This window comes from Candidatus Methylolitoribacter marinus, assembly GCF_051853155.1.
Lineage (GTDB): Bacteria > Pseudomonadota > Gammaproteobacteria > Burkholderiales > Methylophilaceae > BACL14.
Genome location: NZ_CP124221.1, coordinates 606230 through 629131, shown reverse-complemented (window position 1 = coordinate 629131; position 22902 = coordinate 606230). Strand labels below are relative to the sequence as shown.

General features: G+C 33.6%; 24 protein-coding genes. 11 read left to right on the top strand and 13 right to left on the bottom strand.

What is annotated here, in order from left to right; translation table 11 throughout:
• Window position 1 precedes the first annotated feature (1 nt).
• The 4 genes from QFA95_RS03335 to QFA95_RS03320 are packed head-to-tail and all read left to right on the top strand — an operon-like array spanning window position 2 to window position 4871.
• Window positions 2-1207, top strand: a complete 1206-nt coding sequence (locus tag QFA95_RS03335) for a class I SAM-dependent methyltransferase (RefSeq protein ID WP_486463415.1) — start codon at window positions 2-4, stop codon at window positions 1205-1207.
• A complete protein-coding gene (locus tag QFA95_RS03330) occupies window positions 1188-1901 on the top strand; it encodes a hypothetical protein (protein WP_486463414.1) in 714 nt (237 codons plus the stop codon). The genes QFA95_RS03335 and QFA95_RS03330 overlap by 20 nt, the downstream gene beginning before the upstream one ends.
• Entirely contained in the window at window positions 1889-3004 is a 1116-nt protein-coding gene (locus tag QFA95_RS03325; protein WP_486463413.1) for an FAD-dependent oxidoreductase, read from the top strand. Before QFA95_RS03330 ends, QFA95_RS03325 begins: the two co-directional genes overlap by 13 nt.
• Window positions 2985-4871 carry an O-linked N-acetylglucosamine transferase, SPINDLY family protein gene (locus QFA95_RS03320; protein ID WP_486463412.1) on the top strand — a complete coding sequence of 629 codons (1887 nt, stop codon included), beginning with the start codon at window positions 2985-2987 and terminating at the stop codon, window positions 4869-4871. The genes QFA95_RS03325 and QFA95_RS03320 overlap by 20 nt, the downstream gene beginning before the upstream one ends.
• Here the strand turns inward: QFA95_RS03320 and QFA95_RS03315 are convergent.
• The 4 genes from QFA95_RS03315 to tsaE are packed head-to-tail and all read right to left on the bottom strand — an operon-like array spanning window position 4837 to window position 8328.
• Window positions 4837-5706, bottom strand: a complete 870-nt coding sequence (locus QFA95_RS03315) for a DMT family transporter (RefSeq protein ID WP_486463411.1) — start codon at window positions 5704-5706, stop codon at window positions 4837-4839. The genes QFA95_RS03320 and QFA95_RS03315 overlap by 35 nt on opposite strands.
• Window positions 5707-6633 (bottom strand): tRNA (adenosine(37)-N6)-dimethylallyltransferase MiaA, encoded by a 927-nt coding sequence (gene miaA / locus QFA95_RS03310; protein ID WP_486463410.1) that lies wholly within the window; start codon window positions 6631-6633, stop codon window positions 5707-5709. It lies immediately after the preceding gene.
• Complete coding sequence (locus QFA95_RS03305; RefSeq protein WP_486463409.1) at window positions 6630-7889, bottom strand: N-acetylmuramoyl-L-alanine amidase; 1260 nt, start codon at window positions 7887-7889, stop codon at window positions 6630-6632. Before QFA95_RS03305 ends, miaA begins: the two co-directional genes overlap by 4 nt.
• Window positions 7876-8328 carry a tRNA (adenosine(37)-N6)-threonylcarbamoyltransferase complex ATPase subunit type 1 TsaE gene (tsaE, locus tag QFA95_RS03300; protein ID WP_486463408.1) on the bottom strand — a complete coding sequence of 151 codons (453 nt, stop codon included), beginning with the start codon at window positions 8326-8328 and terminating at the stop codon, window positions 7876-7878. The genes QFA95_RS03305 and tsaE overlap by 14 nt, the downstream gene beginning before the upstream one ends.
• A 26-nt stretch (window positions 8329-8354) precedes the next feature.
• Between tsaE and queG the strand changes: the two genes are divergently transcribed.
• Both queG and pgi read left to right on the top strand, forming a co-directional pair.
• Window positions 8355-9431 (top strand): tRNA epoxyqueuosine(34) reductase QueG, encoded by a 1077-nt coding sequence (gene queG / locus QFA95_RS03295; protein WP_486463407.1) that lies wholly within the window; start codon window positions 8355-8357, stop codon window positions 9429-9431.
• Window positions 9432-9488: 57 nt separating this feature from the next.
• Entirely contained in the window at window positions 9489-11141 is a 1653-nt protein-coding gene (gene pgi / locus QFA95_RS03290; protein WP_486463406.1) for a glucose-6-phosphate isomerase, read from the top strand.
• Between the two features lie 4 nt (window positions 11142-11145).
• On the opposite strand, the gene sppA is transcribed toward pgi, so the two are convergent.
• Genes sppA through QFA95_RS03270 form a run of 4 tightly spaced genes read right to left on the bottom strand, consistent with a single transcriptional unit; the run spans window position 11146 to window position 13971 of the window.
• Complete coding sequence (gene sppA / locus QFA95_RS03285) at window positions 11146-12096, bottom strand: signal peptide peptidase SppA (protein ID WP_486463405.1); 951 nt, start codon at window positions 12094-12096, stop codon at window positions 11146-11148.
• Window positions 12080-12427, bottom strand: a complete 348-nt coding sequence (locus tag QFA95_RS03280; RefSeq protein WP_486463404.1) for a Rieske (2Fe-2S) protein — start codon at window positions 12425-12427, stop codon at window positions 12080-12082. The genes sppA and QFA95_RS03280 overlap by 17 nt, the downstream gene beginning before the upstream one ends.
• Window positions 12420-13058, bottom strand: a complete 639-nt coding sequence (locus QFA95_RS03275; protein WP_486463403.1) for an HAD family hydrolase — start codon at window positions 13056-13058, stop codon at window positions 12420-12422. The genes QFA95_RS03280 and QFA95_RS03275 overlap by 8 nt, the downstream gene beginning before the upstream one ends.
• The gene (locus tag QFA95_RS03270; RefSeq protein WP_486463402.1) at window positions 13051-13971 is read right to left on the bottom strand and encodes an RluA family pseudouridine synthase; all 921 of its coding nucleotides are present in this window, start codon (window positions 13969-13971) and stop codon (window positions 13051-13053) included. Before QFA95_RS03270 ends, QFA95_RS03275 begins: the two co-directional genes overlap by 8 nt.
• A gap of 242 nt (window positions 13972-14213) precedes the next feature.
• On the opposite strand from QFA95_RS03270, the gene QFA95_RS03265 reads away from it, so the two are divergent.
• Window positions 14214-16430 carry an Rne/Rng family ribonuclease gene (locus tag QFA95_RS03265; RefSeq protein WP_486463401.1) on the top strand — a complete coding sequence of 739 codons (2217 nt, stop codon included), beginning with the start codon at window positions 14214-14216 and terminating at the stop codon, window positions 16428-16430.
• On the opposite strand, the gene QFA95_RS03260 is transcribed toward QFA95_RS03265, so the two are convergent.
• Entirely contained in the window at window positions 16404-16799 is a 396-nt protein-coding gene (locus QFA95_RS03260; RefSeq protein WP_486463400.1) for a fluoride efflux transporter FluC, read from the bottom strand. The genes QFA95_RS03265 and QFA95_RS03260 overlap by 27 nt on opposite strands.
• Entirely contained in the window at window positions 16792-17346 is a 555-nt protein-coding gene (gene orn, locus QFA95_RS03255; RefSeq protein ID WP_486463399.1) for an oligoribonuclease, read from the bottom strand. The genes QFA95_RS03260 and orn overlap by 8 nt, the downstream gene beginning before the upstream one ends.
• A 79-nt stretch (window positions 17347-17425) precedes the next feature.
• Here orn and QFA95_RS03250 point away from each other — a divergent pair, with 79 nt between their 5' ends.
• Together QFA95_RS03250 and queD are read left to right on the top strand one after the other, a co-directional pair.
• Window positions 17426-18673: a M48 family metallopeptidase gene (locus QFA95_RS03250; protein ID WP_486463398.1), complete on the top strand. Its 1248-nt coding sequence runs from the start codon at window positions 17426-17428 to the stop codon at window positions 18671-18673.
• Window positions 18670-19113 (top strand): 6-carboxytetrahydropterin synthase QueD, encoded by a 444-nt coding sequence (queD, locus tag QFA95_RS03245; RefSeq protein ID WP_486463397.1) that lies wholly within the window; start codon window positions 18670-18672, stop codon window positions 19111-19113. The genes QFA95_RS03250 and queD overlap by 4 nt, the downstream gene beginning before the upstream one ends.
• On the opposite strand, the gene dnaQ is transcribed toward queD, so the two are convergent.
• From dnaQ to QFA95_RS03230, 3 genes are read right to left on the bottom strand one after another with little or no spacing between them, the layout of a single operon-like run.
• The gene (gene dnaQ, locus QFA95_RS03240) at window positions 19110-19769 is read right to left on the bottom strand and encodes a DNA polymerase III subunit epsilon (protein WP_486463396.1); all 660 of its coding nucleotides are present in this window, start codon (window positions 19767-19769) and stop codon (window positions 19110-19112) included. The two genes, queD and dnaQ, sit on opposite strands and share 4 nt — an antisense overlap.
• Entirely contained in the window at window positions 19769-20215 is a 447-nt protein-coding gene (rnhA, locus tag QFA95_RS03235; RefSeq protein ID WP_486463395.1) for a ribonuclease HI, read from the bottom strand. Before rnhA ends, dnaQ begins: the two co-directional genes overlap by 1 nt.
• Complete coding sequence (locus QFA95_RS03230; RefSeq protein WP_486463394.1) at window positions 20205-20855, bottom strand: methyltransferase domain-containing protein; 651 nt, start codon at window positions 20853-20855, stop codon at window positions 20205-20207. The genes rnhA and QFA95_RS03230 overlap by 11 nt, the downstream gene beginning before the upstream one ends.
• A 21-nt stretch (window positions 20856-20876) precedes the next feature.
• Between QFA95_RS03230 and gloB the strand changes: the two genes are divergently transcribed.
• Window positions 20877-21572 (top strand): hydroxyacylglutathione hydrolase, encoded by a 696-nt coding sequence (gene gloB, locus QFA95_RS03225; RefSeq protein WP_486463393.1) that lies wholly within the window; start codon window positions 20877-20879, stop codon window positions 21570-21572.
• Entirely contained in the window at window positions 21572-22897 is a 1326-nt protein-coding gene (locus tag QFA95_RS03220; RefSeq protein ID WP_486463392.1) for a transglycosylase SLT domain-containing protein, read from the top strand. Before gloB ends, QFA95_RS03220 begins: the two co-directional genes overlap by 1 nt.
• The last annotated feature ends 5 nt before the right edge of the window (window positions 22898-22902 follow it).

Below are 22902 nucleotides of genomic sequence, written 5' to 3'. Positions count from 1 at the left end.
TATGCTAAAAAAACTTCTTTTTTCGAATCTCAAACTCTTGAACCATGCAAATTTGGTGATTCTGGATGGTCAGCAAAAGCATGTTTTTGGCTCAAATAGAGAATCTCTAAAGGCTGAAATCACTGTTGAAGACCAGGCCTTTTATAAGTACATAGTTTTTGGTGGATCCATCGGTGCGAGTGAGGCTTACATGAATGGATACTGGAGTAGTCCAAATTTAACTAATGTCATTCGTGTTTTTGCTGTAAATCAACAATTAACAGAAAAATTAGAAACAAAATTTAACTTCTTTATCAAGCCACTCTTTAAGTTAATTCATTATCTTAATAAAAACTCTATAAAAAATAGCCAGAGAAATATTTCAGCACATTATGATTTGAGTAATGATTTTTTTAAATTATTTTTAGATGAAACAATGATGTATTCATCAGCTATCTTTAAAAATAAATCTCAATCACTGCACCACGCATCCTTAAATAAACTGGATATTATCTGCAAAAAACTTCAACTCAAAAGAACTGATCATATCATCGAGATAGGAACTGGCTGGGGTGGTTTTGCGATATATGCTGCTGAAAAGTTTGGCTGTAGGGTAACTACAACAACCATATCAAGGCAGCAATATAATTTCGCCAAAGAGTTAATTAAGAAAAAAGGGTTAACAAAACAAATTAACTTACTCTTTAAAGACTATAGACATCTCAGCGGCCAGTTTGATAAGTTGGTATCCATTGAGATGATAGAAGCTGTTGGACATCATTATTACCCTGAATATTTTAAACAGGTAAGCTCTCTTCTGAAACCGACTGGTATGGGATTAATTCAAGCAATTACCATTCGTGATCAAAGATACAACGAAGCCGTCAAGACTGTAGATTTTATCCAAAAATATATCTTTCCAGGGTCATGTATTCCTTCAATTGATATTATCCAGTCAACTATTACAAGACATACTGACCTGATCATTTCTGATCTAGAAAACATTAATGTGCACTATGCGAAAACGCTCACGCTCTGGCAAAAATCTTTTAATAAGAATAGCAAAAAGATTATTAGCCTTGGATTTGACGAGAGATTCATGAAGATGTGGAACTATTATTTTTCTTATTGTGCTGGCGGCTTCCAAGAAAGAGCTATTAATGATTTCCATATTCTTTTATCAAAACCATTAAACCGCTTACCTCAAAATGAAAAAGATCTTCTTTAAAAATGATGTGGAATTTAATAAATATATTGAGAAAGCCGATGATTTAGGTCACCGAAAGACCTTTCATAAAAAAAACGAAATAATTAAAATTTTTAACGTAAGAGGACTCATATCCAGTGGTTTTTTCAATACTTACGCCAGTCGTATCATTAAGAATTCGCTCAAATTAAAAAAATATGACATCCCATCAATTGAAATTACTAATGAATTAGTTTTTCAATACAACAAAAGATTATCTGGTGTCTCATACAAATACATTCCCGGTACAACATATCGCGATTTGAGGCGTAAAATTTCAATGGATATGATAACCGACCTGGCTAATTATATTTCCAACATCCATAAAAAAGGCATATATTTTAGGGCGATGCATCTTGGTAATATATTGCTTCATAATAAAAAATTATTTCTCATAGATATCACTAATATTCACTTCTACCCATGGCCATTGTTTGTTTTTACAAGAGCACGTGCATTTAGAAGAATGATTAAGTACCAAGATGACATTATAAATTTCGGTTTGATAAATTATAAAAATCTTATAAGTGAATACATGAATTCGAGCAAATTTAACTATTTTGAGAGGATTCGATTTCAACTTTATTTAACAATATTTAGCAAAATTAAATATAAATATTTTAAAAAAACTCTTGGCGCCACAATATTGCTGGTTGTTTTGTTATGGCTGATTTGAATGTTGGAATAATTGGTGGCGGTATCGCAGGAATTTGTTCGGCAGTTGCACTTAAAGAATCTGGATTTGACTTTGTATTATATAGTGATGATAAACAATACCTACAGAATTCACCTCCCTACGCTTCACTTAATCCAAAATATGGCATTGCCTCATATAATCACAACTTACTGCATTTTCATGCAATCGAGTATGCCAAAGAATTTTATTCCAAATACTTAGACAGAACCTCCTTCGCCTTTCCTGGACTCTATCGTTTTATTAACAATGAAGACTTGAATGAAAGAGTGAAAAAAACGGTTCAAAACAACCCATTCCTTTCCGAAGAAATCAGTGTCATGTGCCATAAGAGTGAGCAAAATGCAATCTTTCACAAGACAGCCGGCTGGGTTAATACTGAAAGAATTCTCAGCCTAGAAATAAAGAAATCCGAAATTGAAATAAAGCAAATCCAATCAAAATCTTCAGGATATCGGTTGATCGATGTTAATGGAAAAGTTATTGCCGATCATGATGTCGTTATCTTATGTAACCCTCAAAGTATAAATAACTTATTAGGCCACAAAATTAATTGTGAGCAGTACTCTGGATCAATCCTACAAGGAAATTATCAATCATCAGAAAAGGTAAATTTATCACAAGAAGGATATATAATTTTTGATGATAAAACTTTTATATGTGGGTCAAGTTACCATAAAAATAAAGATATTCAGGATATAGATGAGAATGAAGAGAAAAAGTCTCTTGAAAAAAAAATAGCCTGGTTCGATGATATATCAAAGATTCAAAATGCAAAAAAACAAATATGGACTGGGACCCGTTTTACAACAAAACAGAGAATCCCATACGTGGGTAAAGCGCTAAAAGAAGTAAAGCAAAGTCATAATGGAATGGAATTTATTTGGCGAGATAATATCTTAATAAATAGCTTTTATGGCTCCAAAGGTTTTACCTTAGCTCCGCTTGCTTCAAGGATTATAGTAAAAATACTGACTGGCGAACTTGATGAGCTTGATGCTAAATTTTTAAATTATTTAAACCCATATCAAAACCTTGTCAAAGGACATAATAAAAAAAATATAATTGGCTTTAACTATGCATGATCTTAACAAAATTCTTGCTGACCTAGAATCACAAAATAAATTCGATGAAGCTATACAGCTATTAAAAAAAGAGCTCAAGAAAGTACCCCGGGACCTTTCAATCCAAACTGAAATTGGTAACTATTATGCTTTGGCTGGAGATTTTGAAGAGGCTCTGGGTTACTTTCGAAGGGTATATCATGTCTTTCGCGACAATGACCATCTTGCTGAATCAATTTCATTTTGTCTCAATGAACTTGGAAATGAGGCATTTATAAAAAGAAATTATCAACAATCAAAGCTATATTTTGAAGAACTAATAAATCATGAGAATAATAATTGGCGGCATTTTTATAATTACGCCAATGTTTTGCAAGCCAACAATGAAATTATAGCTGCCATTAATCATTATTTAACCGCTCAAAGCAAAGGGGGTGGAGGCGATGAAGATCTGTATAACAATTTAGCGAATGCTTATCTAAAACTAGATAACTTAAGTGAGGCAAAAAAATGTTATGAGAAATCATATCAGTTTAAAAAAAATGACAATGCCTTAGTCCAATTACTTCATCTGAATCAAAAGATTAATGACTGGAGTGAGTTTGATACCCTAATGAAAGATATTCATAATCGACTAAAGGATGACAATTTTTCTTTTCCACCCTTCCCTATGCTTACCCTACCAGGATTCTCTAATGAACAATACTTAAAAATCGCCTGTCAGTGGAATAAAAAATTACCATTTGAACCTGCAATGCATAACCGCTCCACTAAAATAAATGACAGAAAGGCTAAAATTGCCTACATGTCCTCAGATCTAAGGAATCATCCTTTATTTTATTTGGTACATGATGCTCTGTCATTTCATGATGAGGACAAATTTGAGCTGTTTTTTTTGTTCAATGGTGTTGAAGAGAAATCAAAAGAGTATTTATCTTTTAAAAAATTATCAACAAACTTTATCAACACCTTTAACATGCCTGATCATGAGCTTGTTCAAAAAATTAGTGATTTAGATATTGATATTCTGGTTGATTTATCAGGGTTTACAAAAAATAGCAGGACCAATATCCTTAAATATCACCCCGCTCCAATTCAAGTTAACTGGCTCGGCTATCCTGGAACGTTCGGAAGTTTCAATGGCAAACCATTGTGTGATTACATATTTGCGGATGAAATTGTTATTGATAAAAGAAACACAAAGTTCTTTTCTGAACAAATCATTAATTTAAAACCGACCTACCAACCCAATAATTTTAAAAGACCTTCAATTAAAGTATCAAGAGATTTATACCACCTCCCGGATGATCATTTTATCTTTGCCAGTTTTAATCAGAATTTAAAAATTACAAAAGATATCTTTGATGTCTGGATAAACATTCTCCAGGAATGCCCAAAGTCATCCTTATGGATACTGCTGCAAAACGATATTTCAAAAAGAAATATTAAAGAATATGTAAGAAAAAATGGTCTAGATGACAACAGAATAATTATTGCTGAGTATGCTCCTATTGAGGAGCACATAGGTAGAATTGAGCATGTAGACCTATTTTTAGATTGTTATCCATACAATGCACATACCACCATAGCTGATGCAATCTACCAAAATAAGCCTACCATCACGCATATTGGTGAAGCAATGCAATCGAGAGTTGGAGCAAGTTTATTATATGCCATCGATTGTTTTGAAGAGCTGGTATTTGATAATCTCCAAGATTACAAAAAACAAGCTATTTTCTTCTATAACAACCAACAGAACTTAAAATATTTAAATATAAAAATCAATAATAAAAAGCATGTCTTATTTCAGCCTGATGAATATATAAAAAATATCGAAGAAATTTATTTAAATTTTATTTCAGAGCAGAGAGAGAAATTGCAAGGATAATAAATAAGCCTCCAACCAAATCCTTAATTGCCAATATTTCGCTTGCCAGCCAATAGGATGACAATGCAGCAACAATGATTTCAAAAGTAAAAATAGGGCTTGCTTTAACAGGATTAATTTTAGGTAAACCGTATTGGATAATTAGCGTCGAACAAAAAAGAAGGAACCCGATGATGAATAACAATATTAGACTATTTGAATTCATTAAATTAGTGACATTTAAATCATTGGTTATTAATATTAATAATGTTCCGCCAACTGCTACACCAATCCAAATGGCAAAAGATTTTGATTGATAATGAATCTTGCTGAATTTTCTTGCTAATACATTGGTGCAAGCAAAGAAAATTCCAGCCATTAGGGCAAAAAAATCGCTGAACTCTATTTTCATTAAAAATGAATTAAGATCAAACAAGATAATAAAGCCGCCAGTAATCGACATTAAGGCAATGTATACATCTTTTTTTTGAAATGTATCTTTGGGAATTAAAAAATAACTTAAAAATATCGTCCACAGGGGTGACATAAAGAAAAGCAACATGGATCTGACAACATCTCCATTAACAACAGCAATCACATATGAAATATTGGTGACGCATCCTACTAAAGCAAAAATCACTAATGAATTTATATTTGAAAAAATATCCTCATATCTTTTAGGAAATATAAAAATCACTGCAAACAAACTAGCAACCACAAAGGTAAGAGTGCTAGCAGATATCGGATAAATTTGATTTAGTTCAAGCAGCCTGTATGGATACCAAACGAGGCCCCAAAACACTGTCCCATAAAGCAGACAGCTTAAACCTAAAAACTCTTCTTTTTTCATCGTCATTTAATTGATAAATTGTTTTACTGTATCGTTAATCTTTTGATAAACATTAATTTCAAATGGATCGTAAATTTGGATATCTTGCATTGACCTGAGCCAAGTGATTTGTCGCTTTGCCAATTGTCTCGTGGCAAACAAGATTTTATCGAACAACTCCTCTTGCTTTATCTCTCCCCTTAAAAACATTCCAACTTGTCGGTAGCCTATTGATCGCATAGAATTTGAATTCCAATTTAGTTGAGGATATTTAACAAATAACTCTTTCACTTCCCCCACTAAACCCTCTTCTAACATGGTTTGAGTTCTAAGTGAGATTGCATCATGAAGCTTTTTTCGGTCATTGGGAATCAATGCAATTTTAAGGATATCTTTATCATGGATCGAATCTTGCTTAGGGGTTGTGTTATAAAAGCTTGATAAAGGCTGATTGGAGATTAAAAATACCTCATAAGACCTCATCAACCTTTGCTTATCAGTCTTTGCAATCTTTGACAGTGAATCGACTTCCTTTACTTTAGTTGCAAGCCAATCTAGTCCATTATTATTTACTAATTCCTCTACATGCCTTCTAACCTCCGGAGACGATTTGGGTATATCATCAAGAGGGCTCAGGATGGCATTGAAATACATCATAGTTCCACCTACCAATAGTGGACTTAATCCTTTCTCATTTAATTGATTTAAAATTTGCTGATAGTGATTTAAAAAATGATCTACTGAAAAATGATCGCAGGGTGAAATAATATTTACCAATTCATGAGGATATTTTTTTAATTCATCTACTGGTAATTTAGCCGATCCAATATTGCAGTCACAATAAATCTGTGTGGCATCGACACTTACAAGCTGAAGCTTTAATTCTTGAAATAGTCTTGTTGCAATTCCAGTTTTGCCCGAGGCCGTTGGACCCATTAAAAATATTTGTTTCACTGTTCAGGCTCAATAAAAAATGCAAGATTGGCACCTGTTTTAAGGTATGTCTTGATACCTTTTACCACACTTTCAGCTAGTTTGATTTGAAAGCTTTCTGACCTAAGGTTTTTTTCCTCTTTTGGATTACTGATAAAAGCAGTCTCGACAAGTATAGATGGAATATCTGGAGCTTTTAAAACTGCAAAACCAGCTTGCTCCACATATTTTTTATGTAGTGTATTCACCTTGCCCATTTCATCTAAAACATACCGCCCTAATTTCATTGAATCATTGATCGTCGCACTTAAGGATAAATCGAGTAAAGTTTGCGCCAAAACTGGGTGTTTATCATCAATACTTACCCCACCAATCAAGTCGGACTCATTTTCTTTGTTCGCAATAAACTTAGCAAATGCACTGGAAGCACCTCTTTCGGATAAAGCAAACACGGAGGATCCTTTTACAGATTTTTTAGTGAAAGCATCTGCATGAATTGAAACGAAAATATCAGCCTCAAGCTTTCTAGCTTTTGCGACTCTTTTTGCAAGAGGGATAAAATAATCGCCGTCACGGATTAAAACCCCTTGCATGTTTGGCTCTTTATCAATAGCATTTTTCAATTTCTTCGCAATCGCGAGAGTGATGTCTTTTTCTTTGGTGCCTGAAGACCCTCTAGCGCCAGGATCTTCTCCACCATGGCCGGCATCAATTGCAACTATAATTTTAGCCTGCTCAGTTTCTTTTGGCGGCTCTTCTTTCGGCTTCTCTATCTCTTTAGTAGTTAAAGTAGTGTTTTTATCTTCAGTCATGAGCTTATTGTCTTTTTGATCATCACCTTCCCTGGCTTGTAATTGTTTTAGCAAGTGTGCAATTTCATCTTCCTCATGATAGACATCAACAACAAGTCGATGGCCATATGACTTAATAGGCTTCAAACTAAAGATTTTAATCTTAGACTCGTGACGTAGATCAATTACAATACGTACGGTACCAGGGTCAAATTGTGCAACACGCACTCCAAAAATAGATGAATTTTCTTTAAAATCAACCTTAGGTAAATCTTTTAAACTATTGTTTATATTAATATTTTTTAAATCAATAACTACCCGGTCTGGGTTTTTTAAAATTGATTGATCATTTTTTATGTAGTCAGTTGATTCAATAGTAAACCTCGTATACTCATTGGATGGCCACACACGAGTTTGCACATCCGCATACACATTTATTACAAAAAAAGCTAACAGAAAGCTAAAACAAATTCTATATAATGGCATTATCAGCCTCTTCTTTGATATAAACGTCCATCACTCTAACATCAAGTTGCTCATTTGAAATGTTGATTTCTATATCTGGTTTAATATTCACACCCCTAATTTTTTCAGGCCACTCAATAATAGAAATCGTATTATCTGTCATTAAATAATCGTCAAACCCTCCGCTAAACCATTCTTCTGGGCACCCAAAACGGTAAAGGTCAAAATGATGTACTGTCAGTTTTTTTAATTGATGTGTTTCGACGAGATTGTAAGTTGGACTCTTTACTTTATCTTGATACCCCAAAGACTTTAGCAGATATCTCACTAATGTAGTTTTTCCTGCACCTAGCTCGCCTTTTAGGAAGATTACCATACCCGCTTTGAGTTTTAGCCCGATAAGTTCGGCAACTTTTTTTGTATCTTCCTCTGATTTGCAGATATGATGTATATGATTCATTACGTCATAGTTTATTATTTTTTTTCATGTTAGATAAGGCTTATTGGAAAGATATATCAAAAAAAATTATAGCTACTGGTAAAGAGCTAGGATTTAGCGATGTAGGGATATCTAATTCAACAATTAATCAAAATCAGGGACTTTATAAGGAATGGATTAACGCTAAAAATCATGGCGCCATGTCATACCTCGAAGATCATCAAGAGATTAAATTTGATCCTGAAAATATTTTACCTAACACGAAAAGTATTATTAGTGTGCGGATTGACTATCTTCCACTTAACGAAAATCTTATTGATCTAATTAACCAAAAAGATAAAGCCTATATAGCCCGCTATGCTCTTGGAAGGGATTATCACAAGACATTAAAGAAAAAACTTAATCACTTTGGTAGTTTGATTGAATCTATAATTACAGAAAGTGATTTTGATTTTAAATACAGAGCGATTACTGATTCAGCACCAAGCCCAGAGATTGAAATTGCGACTCAGGCTGGACTAGGTTGGCGTGGAAAAAATACATTATTACTCAACAAGAATAATGGCTCATGGTTCTTTCTTGGTGAACTATATACGAACGCTCCATTAGTTTTTAATCACACAACAAGCACAAACCACTGCGGCTCTTGCTCAGCCTGTATTGACATTTGTCCCACCCAGGCCATTGAAAAACCTTACTATCTAAATGCATCTAAGTGTATCTCCTACTGGACAATTGAACATAAAGGCACAATTCCTATAAGCTTTAGGAAAAAAATTGGTAATCGAATATACGGGTGTGATGATTGTCAGATTATCTGTCCATGGAATAAATTTGCTAAGAAAAGCACTGAAATAGATTTTTTTGTAAGACATAAGTTAAATAACATTTCTCTTATGGACTGCTTTTTGATGGATAACCACCGTTTTAATGATCACTTCAATGGAAGCGCCATCAGGAGGATTGGTTATGAAAAATGGATTAGTAATGTCGCAATTGCTCTAGGCAACGCAGGCCATGATCAAAAAATTATAGACGCTTTAATAAAACGAAGTGAGGATCCTTCAAATTTAATCAAAGAACATGTTTTATGGGCAATAACCGAACAAGAAGCGAAGAAATAATATATTTTTTGCTATAATAGCGCTTTCAATTTTACTCACCTAAATTAACATTTATAAATGACGAAAATAATTGACTCCAACGAGTGGCAAGACCTAAAAAAACATTTTGACGATATCAAAAATGTTCAGATGCGAGATCTGTTTAAAGATGACGAGCAGCGTTTTGAAAAATTTCACCTAGCATTGGATGATTTTTTATTTGATTTTTCAAAAAATAGAATAAATGACAAAACCTTAGTCCTTCTTAACAAATTAGCTATTAAAGCTGATGTAGAAGATTGGAGAGCTAAACAATTTAGTGGTGATAAAATAAACACAACAGAAGATCGTGCAGTTCTTCATACAGCACTTCGTTCGCAAGATGATGATCCTATTTTTGTTGATGGTATTGATGTTAAACCAGAAGTTAAAAAAGTTTTAAAGCAGATTGAAAGCTTTAGTAACTCCATTAATGATGGATCCTGGAAAGGTTTTACTGGTAAAAAAATTAATACGATTGTGAATATTGGAATCGGTGGTTCTGATTTGGGTCCTGCAACGGTTTGTAAAGCATTACAGCCCTTCTCACATAAAGATTTACGAATTCATTTTGTGTCTAATGTAGATGGTGCGGACTTAGCCTTGACGCTTGAAAAGTGTGATCCTGAAACTACTCTCTTCATAGTTGCTTCCAAAACATTTACCACCCAAGAAACGATGACCAATGCTTTTTCTGCTCGACATTGGTTTTTAAATCATGCAAAAAATAATGATGCTATCAGTCAACATTTTGTTGCCGTATCTACTAATACCGAAAAAGTAAAAGAATTTGGCATAAACGAAGAAAATATGTTTATTTTTTGGGACTGGGTTGGTGGAAGATACTCCTTGTGGTCATCTATTGGCCTGTCTATTTCGATTTTCTTAGGTTATCAAAATTTTAAAGCCCTTCAAACTGGTGCCTATGAGATGGATCAACATTTTCTTCATGCTCCAATAGAAAAAAATATGCCAATTCAGATGGCTTTAATTGGCATTTGGTATAACAATTTCTTTAAATTTAACACACAAGCAATACTTCCTTATGATCAAGGACTATCCTTGTTGCCATCCTATTTGCAGCAAGCAGACATGGAAAGCAATGGCAAATTTATTGATCGAGATGGCAAGCGAGTATGTCTAGAGACAGGTCCAGTTATATGGGGTGAGTCAGGTACAAATGGACAACACGCCTTCTACCAATTGATTCATCAAGGCACGCAGTTTATACCATGTGATTTTATTATGCCCATAAAATCTCACTACAACCCTGGAGATAAAAAAAATCTTCATCATAAAATCTTGATGTCCAATCTACTTGCTCAATCACAATCTTTAATGATGGGGAAAACCATTGATGAGGCGCGATCTGAGCTCATTAATTCAGGGTTAAGCGATCAAGAAATATCTTCTTTGCTACCTCATCGATCATTCGAAGGAAATAGGCCAAGCAATACTATCCTATTTGAAAAGCTTACGCCAAAAAACCTAGGTAGGCTCATAGCCCTTTATGAACATAAAATATTTGTCCAAGGAGTTATTTGGAATATTAATTCATTTGACCAGTGGGGAGTTGAGTATGGTAAGCAAATTGCCCGCCTCGTTTTACCAAAAATTCAAGGTGAAAAGACAACCAGCTGTTTTGATTCCTCAACAAATAATCTAATAGATTACATTAAAAAAAAGTGCTAAATAATTAATTTAATTGATAATTTTTATTAATTATTTGACTATGCAACACACTACCAATCCCAGCCCCTAGCTTTTTTGCAAAGCGATCAGCAAAGGTTTCATAAGTCGTGAAATCAATCACTTTTTCATATCCAATTACATCTTTTGCGATTGATGATACTGTTCCAAAGCCATCAATCAATCCCAATTTGTATGCTGACTCACCATTCCAAAACAACCCTGAGAATATTGATTGGTCCTCAGATAATCGATCGCCTCTACCCTCTTTGACTGCAGCGATAAATTGCTGATGAACTTCATCGAGAAGTTGTTGAACATGCTTCATTTGAGCAGGATCTACAGGCTGAAATGGATCAAGAATTCCTTTGTTTTTCCCTGCAGTCATCAATCGTCTTTCAATCCCAAGCTTCTCAATCGCTTGATCAAAACCAAAACCATTCATCAAAACTCCAATCGAGCCAACAATACTTGATTTATTTGCATATATATCATCTGCTGCAACAGCAATAAAATATCCTCCTGAGGCACAAACATCCTCAACAACAACCTTGATGGGCTTTTGAGGATAAATCAATTTAAGGCGTTTTATTTCATCATTGATCATTGCGGACTGGACTGGACTTCCCCCCGGACTATTAATACTTATAATAAGTCCCTTAGTGCCTTCATTTTTCATCGCCTTTTGTAAACTTTTGATAGCATCCTCTGCATTAATCTCAGATTCTGATGAGATAATGCCATTCAGCTTAACCAAGGCTGTAAAATCCCCTGAAGTATTCATTTGATCACCAGGTTTAGCTAGAAATATAAAAAGAAGGATAAAAAGATACAAGAAGGTAACAATTTTAAAAAAATTACTCCATCTGCGATTTCTTCTATTTTCAATGAAGATATTATTCAGTAACGTATTCAGTGCCTGGTCTTTAACTTCTTGATCTTTATTTTTTACTGTCATCGTAAATTACCTCAATTTTATGATTTCTCTCAATAACCTCTAATTTTTTTAGGTATTTTGACTTGCATGGTCCGGAAAGACAATGGCCATTTTTTGGATCATAGACAGCTCCATGAGTTGCACAAATCAAAAATTTTTCTGTTTCATCGAAATAATGTGCATCATCCCAATCAAGCTCAACTGGTAGATGTTGACATTGGTTAATATAAGCATGAAATTCACCTTCATAATAAACAACAAATATTGATGTTTCATTAGTTACATATGCTTTAACAGCCTTTGTGGCTGAATTTATAATTTTGTTTTTTTCAAAGATAATTGACTCAGGCATTATTTAATAACCAATCAAATAGAACGATGGGAGAGTCAGCAAAGAAATTTCCATAATCATCAAAATCCCCCAGTGAGCTTGCACCATAGTTTACTCCAACAAAGTTAACATGGGCATTTTTTGCCATATTTTGGTCCATTAGTGAATCTCCCACCATTGTAACGGATGTGCGATCAAACATTAGATTTGTGTATATCTCTTCAATCATCTGAGGATGTGGCTTTGAAAAACATTCATCAGCAGTTTTTGAGTCGCTAAAATACTTTCGTAGATCATAGGCTGTAAAATCATTATCTAGTCCACGTCGGCTTTTTCCGGTAGCGACTGCTAGAGTAAAGTTATTATTTTTCAATCGATCTAAACCTAAAATGACGCTCTCAAAAGGTCTTGGACGCTCAACAATATAAAGCTTTTTATATAAATCAGCGAACTCATTAAATTCTGTTTGAGATTCTGAACCTGTAAGAGTTTTAAATGCAATCGGAAGGCTTAATCCAATTACTGATTTTATTTTTTTTTCATCAAAAGTTTGTTTGTATAATGTGAAACATGCTTGATTAATTGATTGAACAATATGAGATGTGCTATCAACAATAGTCCCATCCCAATCAAAAATAATTAACTTACTCATCAAAAAATTTTCCAAGCTCTATTGGTAAGTCAGCAACTAACTCTACCTTTTCTTCAGTAAATGGATGCGTGAAAGATAACTTGTGAGCGTGAAGAAACATTCTTTTTAACCCACTTGAATGTAATTTTTTATTGAGTGCAAAATCACCGTATTTATCATCGCCAAGCACCGGAAATCCCAAGAAAGCAAGCTGAACACGAATTTGATGGGTTCTGCCAGTAATTATTTGTGCAGATAATAATGATTTATGTGGCATTTTTTTCACAAGATAAAATATAGACTTGGATAACTTTCCCTTCAAAGGATCCTCGACCACATTTACATGATGACCCTCAGGTGTTTGTTTTTTTTCTAAACGAAGAATCACTTCTTTCTTTTGTAAGTCCCAATTTCCTTTGACTGCAACTAGATAATTTTTTTTAATCTTTTTGTTACGAAAAAGTTCTTGCATTAATCTTAGTGCAGACCTTTTTTTTGCTATCACAATAATACCGGAAGTATTTTTATCGATACGATGCACCAACTCTAAAAACCTATGTTCTGGGTTTAGGTGTCTCATAAGCTCAATTAATCCAAAATCAATTCCACTCCCTCCATGCACAGCTAAGCCATTAGGCTTATTTACTACCAATAACCATTCATCTTCGAAAATAATTTCTGGTTTAAATGCGGTTGAAGGTGTTTTTTCTTTCTTCTCTATAAAATCAATCGGAGGAATCCTTACTACATCATTAATTTTTAACTTATAAAGAGTTTTTATTCTTTTCTTATTAACCCTCACCTCTCCATTGCGGATAATTTTGAATATATGATTTTTTGGAACATCCTTAAATAATTTAAATAAAAAATTATCAATTCGCTGATCTTCAGATGAATCATCTATTTCTATATATTGAATTTGCTTATTCTGCATCTAATTGTTTTCTTTTTATCCGTTTTACCCTATACTCTTCCAGTAGTCTTTAAATCAAAATAGTTGATTTTTAAAGAATTTTTTGAACATGAAAGATTGTAACCTCATTTACAAATAGATGTTAAGAGTTGCAATTTTTAAACAAGATTTTTGATATAAGAATTTAATTAAGCTTAAGGTTTGAAACGAAAAGCTTAAAATTATTCCTATCAGAATCTTCTTATCTATAAGGAGATATGATAATGAAGAGGATGCTATTTAATGCAACTCAATCTGAAGAAATACGTGTAGCGATCATCAATGACTCTACTATTGAGGACCTAGACTATGAAAGAAGTACTAGGGAACAAAGAAAGAGTAATATTTATAAAGGTACGATTACCCGTGTTGAACCCTCACTAGAAGCAGCTTTTGTGGATTATGGAGTTAATCGACATGGTTTTCTTCCCTTTAAAGAAATTGCAAAAGAATTTTATTCCAAAAAATCCCGCAAAAAAAACTTGTCCATTTCTGATGTAATCAATGAAGGTCAAGAAGTAATTGTCCAGGTCTCAAAAGAAGAACGTGGTAACAAGGGAGCTGCCCTCACAACGTTTTTATCTCTTGCGGGAAGATATATTGTGTTAATGTCCAATAGCCCAGAAAGTGGTGGAATTTCTAGAAGAATTGAGGGAGATGAAAGAACTAACTTTAAAGAAGTTCTTTCTCAGTTGAAAGTAAAAAAAGGGATGAGTGTTATTGGTCGCACAGCCGGCATTGGTGCTAATGTTGAGGAGATTCAATGGGATCTTGATTACCTGACGCAACTTTCTGAAGCAATTCAAGGAGCTTCAGTTCAACAAGCAGCCCCGTTCTTAATCTATCAAGAAAGTAATCTCGTTATTAGAGCTATTAGAGACTATTTCAACACCGATATAGAAGAAATCTTAATTGATAATCAAGATATCTATGACCAAGCATCGCAATTCATGAACCATGTAATGCCTGATTATGCTGATCGTATCCAACTTTACGAAGACAGCACCGCTCTCTTTTCAAAATTTAAAATTGAAAATCAAATCGAATCTGCATTCTTAAGAGAAGTTCAGCTGCCATCAGGAGGGGTTATTGTAATTGATCACACCGAAGCATTAGTATCAATTGATGTTAACTCTAGCCGATCAACCAAAGGTAGAGATATTGAAAATACTGCTTTTAATACCAATATTGAAGCTGCAAGAGAAGTTGCTAAGCAATTAAGGCTCCGAGATATTGGTGGGTTAATTGTAGTTGATTTTATCGATATGGAAAATCCCAAACATCAAAGGGAAGTTGAAGACTGCTTAAGGGATGCATTAAAGCATGATAAGGCGAGAATTCAAACGGGTCGAATATCAAGATTTGGATTAATGGAACTCTCCAGGCAGCGATTAAGGCCGAGCATTGGAGAAACAAGCAATGGCGAATGTCCAAAGTGTAACGGGACAGGACGAATTCGTGATTTTCAATCATCTGCGTTACATATAATCAGAATGATTCAAGAACAATCAAATAAAAAACAGGGGCAAAAAATCTCAGTTCAAGTGCCTGTCGATGTTGCAACTTTTCTATTAAATGAAAAAAGAGAAATAATTATTCAAGCTGAGTCAGATGGAAATAATAAAATATTTATTATTGCTAACAAATACTTTGATGTTCCTCAGTACAAGATTACATCGTCAGATTTAGGTAATAAAAAAGAATTAAGTTATCAAGAGATAGATGTTCCTGATATTGAGACTTTTGAAGATAGTGATGTTGAAATAAATGAAAAACAGACTCCTGTTGTAAAAGGTGTTATTCCAGAAAAAAGATCTAAAAAAACCAAAAATAAATCACTGTTTGGATTCATAAGGGGATTGATTGCTAGCGACGATGCTGTTGAGGAGTCTTCCGAGGTTGTTTCTGATTCTTCAAGCGACAATGAATCACCACAAGACTCACAGGTGAACGAAGCTAATAAAAAACCGTTCAAAAATAATAGAAGAAGGAGAAATAATCGCTCACGAAACTATAGATCAAATCAACAAAACCAAGAAAATGTCGATAAAAAAACCGAGCAGGCTATAGTTGAAACTCCTGTTGATATTGCAAAAAACAGCAATAAAAATTTAGATGCTAGCAATCAACCCAAAGATAAACCAAAGAGAAATCGACCTAAGAGAAAAGTTGAGGATCTAAAAGATATAAATCTTGCTGATGTCGGGTTAAAGTTAGTTGAAACAGATAAAAAATCTATTTCGGAGATAATTCCAAATGAAGAAGTAAAAAAACCAGCTCAAAGAAAAAAAGCTGCGTGGGCTAAAAGTGAAAAAACAACAGCTAAAAAAACAGAAAAGTTGGTAATGGTTGAGACAAAAGATGCGGCAAAAAAATCAGCTAAGGCTGCGAGCACCAGGGCTTCATCAAAGAAATCAACTAAAAAAACGGCTGAAAAGTAGACTCATTAACCAGTATCCGAAATAAATAGACACTAAAGACAAAAAAACGGTAAGTGAGATATGAAGAAAAGCTTTTAAAAAAAGCTTTTCTTCAATGAATCCAAAAAACTGAGCTCCAAAGCTTGAGAATGTTGTCAAACTTCCTAAAAATCCAACTACGATACCGATTCTAATAACTTGGCTCATAATTTGATATTGTGAATCTAGATACAACACAACACCCATTAAAAAACAACCAACAATATTAGCAACCAGAACTCCGTTGATAATAAAAAAATTAAATGGCCATAATAAAACAAAAAAATACCTCAGCATTGCTCCAAAAGCTGCAAACAAGCCAATTACAAAAAACTGATATAGGTTATTCATTATCAAACTTTAAAAAATGTTCGCGATAATATCTTAATTCTTCAATTGATTCTTTAATATCTGCCAGAGCTTCATGTTTTGCTGACTTTTTGAATTTTCCTAGAAGGCTTGGTTTCCATCTTTTAGCCAATTCTTTAAATACGCTGACATCCAGGTTTCTGTAATGAAAATATGACTCTAATTGAGGCATATAATTTGCCATAAATCGTCTATCCTGGCATATCGAATTTCCGCACATCGGGGATTTACTCTTATCCACATATTGGCTTAAAAAACCAATCAGCTCACGCTCAGCCACATCTTCAGTGGTTTGAGATTGCTTTACTTTGTCAATTAAACCTGACTTTGAGTGGGTATTTGTATTCCAAGCATCCATAGAATCCAATAATTCACTTGATTGTTTTATGACATAAACTGGTGCTTCAGCAATTATTTCTAGATGAGGATCGGTAACAATAACAGCAACCTCTATGATCTTATCGGTCCCTGGATTTAATCCGGTCATTTCCATATCAATCCATACTAAGTTATTGTTATTTTTTGTCATGATTTCCATTAAAATTTATACATTTGAAGACATATATAACTTTAACATTTCTTTTACTTTAAAATGCTGATTTTAGCTAATGAATACAACAATGACTTTTACTTATATTTTTCTGTTTTTATTAATTCTCTCAACAATAACCGAGATCTACTTATCAATTCGACAAAATGCTAGTGCGCTCAGCAATCAAAATGAAGTCCCAAAAGATTTCAAGAAAATTGTAAAACCAAAAGATCATAAAAAAGCAGCATTATATACGTCTGCGAAAGCAAAAATTAATATATTTGGATTTATAGTACAGGCCATCTTCTTATTTATACTCACCCTTGGTGGTTTGATTAACTACATCAATGAACTTGCTTTTCAATATTTTGAAAATGAAATTTTGCAAGGGGTTGTATTAATCTTTTCTGTAATTATCATATCGAGTATCATCGAAGCTCCTCTAGGCTTAATTAAAACATTTGTGATTGACGATAAATTTGGGTTCAATAAAATGACCCTCTCCTTATATGTGTCAGATTTAATTAAACAAAGCCTTGTATCAATTGTTATTATGTTGCCAGTCATTTTCATTGCACTTTGGATTTTTGGTAATCTTGGTGATTATTGGTGGTTTTGGTTGTGGATTTTTCTTTCAATCTTCAACGTAACTATGTTGGCAATATACCCCCTCTACATTGCACCTATTTTCAACAAGTTTAAACCCATGGAAGATAAAAAATTAAAAGCAAAAATAGAACAACTCCTAAAGAAATGTGGATTTGAATCTGATGGTTTATTTGTAATGAATGGTTCATTAAGAAGCACACATGGAAATGCTTACTTTACTGGTTTTGGTAAAGCAAAAAGAATAGTCTTCTTTGACACACTGCTTGAAAAACTTTCACCTAATGAAATCTTAGCAGTTTTGGCTCATGAATTAGGGCACTTTGCCCATAATCATGTGAAGAAGAGAATAATTTTTCTTTTTGTACTATCTTTTATAGGTCTTTATTTTTTAGATTTACTTAAGTCAAATGATTGGTTTTATTTAGGTCTGGGTGTTGAGAGCCAAACAAATGCAATTGCACTCCTTCTATTTTTTCTTATTTCACCATTATTTTTATTTTTTGTGAGGCCTTTTATGGCGCATTATTCAAGAAAAAATGAATATGAAGCAGATGCCTATGCATGTAAATTTACTCCTGCTAAAGATTTAAAAGAATCGCTCATTAAGCTTTATAGAGACAATGCTTCAACATTAACGCCGGACAATCTTTACTCTAATTTTTATGATAGCCACCCTCCTGCGATGGCAAGAATTAAGGCTTTAGAAGCTAAATGATAATTACATCGAGAATGGAATTTGATGCTGGCCATAGAATTCCAAATCATAAATCAACATGTAAAAATTTACACGGTCATCGCTATGCTATAGAAGTTTCGCTATGTGGAGAAATTATTCAGCAAGAACACCAATCTGACTTTGGTATGGTTTTAGATTTTAAGGATGCAAAAGAACTAATAAGAACGACGATTGTAGATCCTTGGGATCATGCATTTATTGTTTATAAAAAGGACTTGGAAGTTCTAAATTTTTTAAATCAAATCAAGGATCATAAGACGGTCATTTTAGAGAGAGTCCCTACTGCTGAAAATATGGCATTGATCGCATTTCAGATGCTTGAGGCGGCTTTTAACGATAAGTTTGATGGTAAGATTAAGCCAAGTCTTGTTCGGCTGTACGAGACGCCAAACAACTGGGCTGATGCATCATCATCTTAGTGTTTAATTTTGTTTAAGTATTCTTGATGAAGCTCAAGTTCTTTCTGGCTAGCGTTAACTACTTTTAATTTTTTTAATATATCTTTATCAAAATCGATCGATAATTTTTCTTGATTATTAAAATCTATTTCTAAAGCTTCCTGCCCCCTGGTCATTCCAATGAAGACTTCTGCGAGCAAAAGTGAATCAAGCAGGGCCCCGTGCAAATTTCTTTCAGAATTATCAACCCCGTAATGTCTGCATAGGGCATCTAAGTTATTTCTTTGCCCAGGCCTCAATTCCCTTGCCATAACCAATGAATCCGTAATAATCTGAACATAATCTTCAATAATTCCTTTTTTTATTCTTCCTAACTCCATATTTAAAAAACCAATATCAAATGGAGCATTATGAATAATCAATTCTGCATCAGAAATAAAGTTAATAAATTTTTCGGAAATAGATTCAAAGCTGGGCTTATCAGAAAGAAATTCTAATGTAAGGCCATGAACTTCCTGTGCAGCTTCATCAATTTCTCTTTCCGGGTTGATGTATGCGTGAAATTGATTACTGGTTACTTGACGATTGATCATTTCAATAGCAGCAATCTCAATAATGCGGTGTCCTTGAGCAGGATCCAGACCTGTCGTTTCAGTATCTAAAAATATCTGTCTCATTAAACACAATCTCCTACTGTTGCATTATTTGCCAATAGATCTACTTTATCATTAAAAATATCACCGCTATGGCCTTTGATCCAATTCCAATTCACTGTTAATTTTGAATTTAATTCATCTAGACTCCTCCATAACTCTTCATTTTTAACAGGCTTTTTCGTTGATGTTTTCCAGTTGTTTTTCTTCCACCCATGAATCCAAGAATTAATGCCATCAATAACATATTTAGAGTCAGTGAATAAATGTACCTCCTTTAATTGAACATGTTCATTGAAATAAAAAAGTCCTTGAATGGCTGCAGATAATTCCATTTGATTATTTGTGGTTTCTTTCATAGATCCAGACTTTTCCATCACAACTCTTCCATCTGAAACAATTACAAATGCCCAGCCACCAGGACCAGGGTTCCCATGACATGATCCATCTGTATAAATTCTATAGCTCATATGTTTCTTTTACTTTTACTTGGTTTCTCTGAATTTTACCATTCCATGATGGTTTAATTGGGGTCATGGTAAATATTTTTTTTCGTACAACAATTAAATAAATATTCGCAAACAATGGAAACCATCGGTCACCAATTTTATCCCACCTCGACTTATTTGATGCTGACTTAAAGCGTGGGTGATATCCAAAAAATTTTCCATTTACAATCTCAAATTCCTGTTTTAATAATTTATTTTGAAAAGAGGTAAAGCTCTCAAGATTTTGATTCCATGGCTCCTCTGAACTCATAGAAAAAAAAGTTCTTAACCCTATTGGGCTCCATGGATTAAAGTTTATAAATATCGCATGGCCATGAGGGATCAAAGAACGATAAACTTCAGATAATATCCTTTCATCTTCTGTATTTTGATGAGGAAGAACAATACAATCAATGCTATCTGACTCAAAGGGCATTTGCTCAGCATTAAATTGAATTTGCTTGCATGTGTATTTATTCTTAAACCTAGAATTTTCAATCAATGTTCGATGATTGCCAATCTGGACAATGTTGTACCCAAACAAATGATCAAATAATTGATCGAGAATTTTTTGCTCTAATGACAATAAATCCGAACCTCTTTTTGTTTCAAACCAAGCCATGTTTAAGTTTATAATTAGTTAATGTTTAAAGTTGTTCCCATCCCTATTCTAAATGATAACTACATTTGGACAATCATTCACGACAAAATGACTGTTGTGATTGACCCCGGTTTATCTGATCCAGTTTTAAAATACCATCACGAAAACAATCTTGATTTAACATCCATACTGATTACTCACCATCACCACGACCACATTGGAGGGGTCAATGAGATCACTAATCAATTTAACGTTCCAGTGTATGCCCCATATCATAAAAAATTTAATTTTAAATATCATCAAGTTCAAGAAAATAGCAAAATTCAGCTTTTCGATAACAAATTAGAATTATCAGTAATAGAAGTCCCAGGGCACACTTTAGAACATATAATTTATCATGGTAATGAGCTTTTATTTTGTGGTGACACTTTGTTTAGTTTTGGATGTGGGCGAATTTTTGAAGGTTCTTTTGGACAAATGTATGACAGCCTGAAAAAAATCAAGTCGATTGATCCAAACTCAAAGGTTTATTGCACACATGAATACACACTAAAAAACCTCGAATTTTTAAAATATTATTTCAAAGATAATGAGTTTTATAAAAATAAACACCAAGATTTATCAAAATCAATGATTACTTTGCCCTCTTTATTGAAGGATGAGTTAGAATCAAATCCATTCCTTAACTCTTCATTTGAAGAATTTAAAAAATTAAGAGAAGCAAAAGACCTATTTTAATGAAATATATATTACTGTTTTTTTCAATCCTCCTGAGCCCCTCCCTTTTTTCAAATTCCTTTGAATTCCCAACTACAATTGAAAATGTCGAGGGCGTAACTCTTGAATTGTTTGATGATCCATTGCTGGACAATGAAAAGACAGTGCACTACATTGAGGGAGATAAAAATTTATGGGAAAGAATACAAAATGGATTTGCTATTAAAGATATTGATAACAGAAGAGTTAAAGAATATGCAAAATGGTACCAATCTAGACCCGAGTATGTTGAGAGGATGATCGAAAGATCATCTCGTTACTTATTTCATGTTGTCGAAGAGGTAGAAAAAAGAAACATGCCAATGGAAATAGCTCTACTTCCTATGATTGAAAGTGCTTACAATCCTATTGCTAAATCAAGGCAAAAAGCAGTAGGAGTATGGCAGTTTATTCCATCAACAGGAAAATTATTTGGCCTTGAGCAAGACTGGTGGAGAGATAAGAGGCGAAATATTATTGACTCAACTAATGCTGCCTTGGACTACCTTGAGTATCTTCATAATCTTTTTGGGTCCTGGGAATTAGCTCTAGCAGCTTATAATGCTGGAGAGGGTCGAGTAAAAAGAGCTATTTTAAGAAATAAAAAAAGAAAATTAGCTACTGATTATTATTCCCTCAAACTACCTAAAGAGACAACAAACTATGTACCAAAATTGTTAGCGGTCAAAAAAATTATTCAAGATCCTGAAAGATTTCAACTGTATATTAAGGACATTCCAGATAAACCTTATTTCCAAGTTGTTAATGTTCCTGATGAAATGGATACACATTTAGCAGCTGAATTAGCAGATATACCCTTCGAAGAATTCCAATTATTGAATGCTGAACATAACCGACCCTTAATGAAAGCCCATTTTGGTGCTCAGGATATACTATTACCTGTTGACAGTGTGGATACATTTTTGAAAAATTTGGAAGAATATAAGGATCCCCTAACCAACTGGATTTCGTATACACCCATCAAAGGAGAAAAGGTAAACCATGTGGCTAAAAAATTTAATATTGATATAAAGGAATTAATTAAGATTAATCAATTAAGAAGCAATCAAACTCTTAAAAACAAAATTATCTTAATTCCTGCGTCACCTGATGTTTTAAAGAAGTATCCAATTAACACAGATAATTTATACTCCTACTCAACGATTATTACCCATAAGATTAAACCAGGAGATACGTTGGGCGGAATAGCTAAAAAATATAAGATCTCAATCAAAGATTTAATGGAGTTTAATGAACTCAAAAGCACAAAAATAATCGTAGGTAAGTACATCGATATTCCTCAATAAGGATA